Annotated in this window: 3 protein-coding genes; 2 read left to right on the top strand and 1 reads right to left on the bottom strand. The window is 44.1% G+C overall.

The window, feature by feature from the left end:
* Positions 1-667, bottom strand: a 667-nt coding sequence (locus Q0668_RS14590; protein WP_298865944.1) for a hypothetical protein, incomplete at its 3' end; no start/stop codon positions are given.
* Positions 668-1,199: 532 nt separating this feature from the next.
* Here Q0668_RS14590 and polA point away from each other — a divergent pair.
* Together polA and Q0668_RS25905 are read left to right on the top strand one after the other, a co-directional pair.
* A complete protein-coding gene (polA, locus tag Q0668_RS14585; RefSeq protein ID WP_298865942.1) occupies positions 1,200-3,902 on the top strand; it encodes a DNA polymerase I in 2,703 nt (900 codons plus the stop codon).
* A gap of 296 nt (positions 3,903-4,198) precedes the next feature.
* Positions 4,199-4,339 (top strand): dephospho-CoA kinase (locus Q0668_RS25905; protein WP_366918904.1); only part of this gene is annotated, 141 nt, incomplete at its 3' end.

Here is a 4,339-nt window from a genome sequence, read left to right as displayed (position 1 = left end):
GCGTATCAATCAGACTGGCATAGGTGTTATTTTTGGTTTCGAGGTCTTTAATCTTTTTGGCGTCCGTTTCACGCAACTGGTCCAGTTCAATCAGAATCTCTTCATTTTCTTTCTGAAGTGCACCAATTTGTTGATCCTTCGCGGAAACTTCTTCTTCTTTGACTTTCTGAGTGTCTGCTAAATCTTTTTCCGAATTATCGCGGGCCTTTTTATGTTCATCAACAACTTTATCCAGCTCGCCCTTTAATGCCAGAAATTGAGCTTCCAAATCATTTTTGGCGGTTTGCTCCTGGGCCAACTGATTTTTGGTCTGATTTAACTGCCCCGAAAGTTTAATGAGGGTGTTTTTGATCGTGGGCTCTGCCAGAACGTTAGCATGGGTTTTAATATCCTGCTCGGTCGCTCCAATCACAGTATTCGGAGTTTTACTATCCAACCCCACATCTTCCTGCTCATTACCGATTAATTTTTTCAAAGCTTGTAGGTCTTCATCAAGCTTGCGAACCGCAGCTCCATCGCGCTGTGAATCTTTTTGAGCCTGTTCCAACTTGGCGTTCGATTCTCCCAGATCTTTAAAATTCAAGTAAGCAATCACACCACAAATCAATGTAGCCATGACAAAAAAGATTAATGAAAAGTGAACAGCAGTTGGTTTACTGGCAGCCATGTTATTAAACCTCAAGGATTATTAAGTGATAATCAGGTACAGTTCAGTACCGTGACAGTTGTAATCTGAAGTGAATTTTCATCGAAACGAAGACTTATCATCCTTGATGACCTACAGGAAAGACCAGACGAAGTGATATTGAATCCGTTGAAGTACTTAAATTCCTGTACTAAATCATTTTAAATGCAGAAAAAGCCATGTCAAGAAGGTTTCTGACTCTGTTTGTTGGACTGCCGATTGATTCCACTATCACAAACATAATTAACCCCACACAAGCATATACATAACAACACATCCTAAGACAGTTTCAACACGAAGATCTTTAAGGATAAATCGACAAAAAATTTCGTAGAGTTCCGAGTTCAACCGGCCTGTTGATGGTAGTTCAGTCCAGTCTCACCAATAATAAGTGCTGTTTGAGCAGAATTCAGGCTTTTTGAAGCTTGAGCCTGCAATCAAACCGTGGTGGAAACCTCCTCCTGTTTCAATTTCGGCTATCTCTTTTCAAAATTTCAGGTAAAGCTAAATCTTTATGAAAGAAACACTTTACATCATTGATACGTTTTCTCTGGTATTTCAGGTATTTCATGCTGTGCCGGCGATGACCGGGCCCGCTGGTCAGCCAACCAATGCCATTTTTGGAATCACCCGAGATATCCTTAACATCATTAAAACCCATTCCCCAGATTATTTAATCTTTGCCATGGATTCGAGTGGTCCTGGAACCAGAAAGGAAATCTACCCGGATTATAAGGCAAATCGCTCGGAGATGCCTGAAGACCTCAAAGCACAAATTTCTTCAATTATGGATGTTGTGAAAGGGTTTCAAGTTCCAATTATCGAACAATCAGGCTGGGAGGCGGATGATGTCTTTGCCACACTCGCTCGATTAGGAAAAGAGCGCGGAATAGAAACAGTAATTGTGACCAATGATAAAGACGCCCGCCAACTGATCAATGACTCTGTCCAGCTCTATAACATTCGCAAGAACACGTTTATGGATGCTGAAGCGGTCATTCAGGATTGGGGAGTTCGTCCTGATCAAGTAATCGATTTTCAATCATTGGTGGGAGACAGCGTAGATAATATTCCGGGAGTCCCCCTTGTAGGACCAAAAAAAGCACAAACCTTGATTGAGAAATTCGGCTCTCTGGAAGAAGTTCTGGCAAATGCAGATCAGGCAAAAGGTCCGAAACTGCAACAAAACCTAAAAGAGTATGCAGACCAGGCTCGTATGTCGCGTCAACTGGTAACTTTGAATAACAGTCTGGAGTTGAAGGTAGACTGGGAAGCTTCGCGATTAACTCATCCTGATCGGGAACGCCTACGTCAATTATTCATAGATTTTGGCTTCCGACGTTTCGCCGAAGATATGAAAGACAATTTTACGAAGCAGGACACTACTCCCACGGTAGATCGCATCTGGGAAACGGTTGACAGCAAACCGGCGTTTGATAAATTCATGGCGCTGATACAACAGCAGGATGAATTTTGCGTTGATCTTGAAACAACCGGATTAAAACCTGCAGAAGCAGAGATCGTAGGTTGGGCTATCAGTTGGCAGGAAAATCAGGGCTACTATGTACCAGTAGAAGGGCCAGCAGGTCAAAAAGCCCTGGATCCACAATATGTATTAAATCATCTCAGACCTTTGCTGGAAGATCCGGATATTCTGATTGCCAATCAGAACATCAAATACGATATGGTAGTGTTAATGCGGGCGGGTGTCACACTCCAGGGAGTCAGCATTGATCCGATGGTAGCCAGTTATCTACTGAGTGCAGGTGAACGGGGACACGGCCTGGATAAACTGGCCGAACGGTATCTGCAGCATACAATGATTCCAATCTCGGATCTCATTGGATCGGGAAAACAACAGAAAAAAATGTTTGAAGTGGATGTCGTGAAGGTTGCCGAATATGCAGTAGAAGATGCGGAAATCGCGTGGAAGCTATCTCGAATCTTGAAAGAAGAACTCAAGCAAGAAGGTTTGTGGGATCTTTACTGGGATCTCGAGCGTCCTTTAATATCCATTCTGGCAGAAATGGAATTTACCGGTATCCGCGTAGATACAGATGAATTAAACCGTCAAAGCCAGCAACTTCAGGAACGCCTCACCGAACTGATTAGCGAAATTTATGAAATTGCGGGTCACGAATTCAACATAGCTTCGCCGCTGCAACTGCGTACGGTTTTGTTTGAAGAGCTGAATCTGCCTGTCTTTAAGAAAACAAAAACTGGCCCGAGTACTGACCAGAGTGTCCTCGAGAAATTAGCGCCGTTGCATGAACTGCCGGCCAAGATCAGCGAGCATCGGCATCTTTCGAAACTGAAAAGCACCTACCTTGATGCCTTACCGGATTTGGTCAATTCAGATACGGGACGAATTCATGCCAGTTTCAACCAAGTGGTCGCTGCGACAGGCCGGTTAAGCTCCAGTGATCCCAACCTGCAGAACATTCCGATCCGAACGGAAGAAGGTCGACAGATACGCAAAGCCTTTATTCCGGAGAACGAAGACTGGCGACTGCTGTGTGCCGATTATTCTCAAATTGAATTACGGGTTTTGGCGCACTTGAGTCAGGACGAAGCGCTGAGCCTGGCATTCCGAGAAGGTGCCGACATTCATACTGCCGTTGCGGCTGACATTTTTCGCGTTTCCCATGATGACGTCGACAGCAATATGAGGCGGACTGCCAAGGCGGTCAACTTTGGTGTAATCTACGGTCAAAGTCCTTTCGGATTATCAGAAACGATTGGTATTCCACAATCAGAGGCGGCTGGATTCATTCAAGATTATTTTGAGCGATATCGAGGCGTCAGAGAATTTTTGGACCAGATCCTGGAAGACTGCTCCAAAAATCGTTTCGTCCGCACCATCTGTGGCAGAAAACGGGAAGTCCAGGGTGTCCGTGCAGGAATTCAGAAGCAATTAAATATGCCCGAGCGAACAGCGATTAACACAGTGATTCAAGGATCTGCTGCTGACCTGATTAAACAAGCCATGATCAATGTGACGGCACGCCTGAAACAGGAACAACATCCGGGAAGAATGCTGATGCAAATTCATGATGAACTGGTCTTTGAAGTTCCCGTTTCGAACCTGGAGTCACTGAGCCAAATCGTGCGTGAAGAAATGGAGTCTGCAATGGACCTGGATATCCCGCTGATTGTAGACATTTCTTCTGGAACAAACTGGCTCGAACAAAATAGTTTGGAGATACCCAGCCTCTGATTTCTGACCATTTTACCTGTAAAGTAATTGGTTCGGCCGCCAGATCAAATTCCCTTGATCTTTCGAACAGAAAATCCGAGTCAGTTTCACAATTTTAGGTCGAAAACAGGGAACTTTGTTTTTTTTTGTTGACAACTGGCATGACATCGGTAACGATATTACTGCACTCCTATGTGTCTCATCTAATAGTTGCTAAGGATTCAGCAATCATAAGCCTCCTGTGTGGTAAGTTTCTGTTTCGAAGGAATGTGTAAGAAAACCATTTTCCACCAAATGCAAGTTGTTACAACCTTCTTGTGTCTTGTCATAAAGCCATACCTGCTATTGCCCTGATTGGAGGAATCGGATCAGGCAAAAGTGCGGTAGCGAATAAAGTCAAATCATTACGACCTGTAAAGGTAATTGATGCCGATCAAATCGGTCATGATGTTCTCGAG

It is taken from the genome of uncultured Gimesia sp., assembly GCF_937910335.1.
Lineage (GTDB): Bacteria > Planctomycetota > Planctomycetia > Planctomycetales > Planctomycetaceae > Gimesia.
Note: the sequence above shows the minus strand (reverse complement) of the source record. Positions and strands in the feature narration are given on the sequence as shown.